At 53.9% G+C, this 204-nt stretch carries 1 protein-coding gene; it reads right to left on the bottom strand.

The features are described from left to right. Positions 1 to 204: hypothetical protein (locus AC23P2_RS31530; protein ID WP_487776856.1), on the bottom strand; the 204-nt coding region annotated here is incomplete at both ends.

Below are 204 nucleotides of genomic sequence, written 5' to 3'. Positions count from 1 at the left end.
CTTGACAGTTTCAAACTGTGCTGGCTCGGTTAGTTGGAACGATGGAACAACAGGTTTAACTAAAACCGTTAGCCCTACAACAACTACCTCATACACGGCTACTTGCACAGTCGGCACCGCCCCATGCGTGGGTACTGGTACAGCAATGGCTACCGTCACGGTTACGCCCAAGCCGACACCCACACCGACGGTCAACAGCCCAAC

This window comes from Runella sp. R0.1_18 (assembly GCF_057652155.1).
Note: the sequence above shows the minus strand (reverse complement) of the source record. Positions and strands in the feature narration are given on the sequence as shown.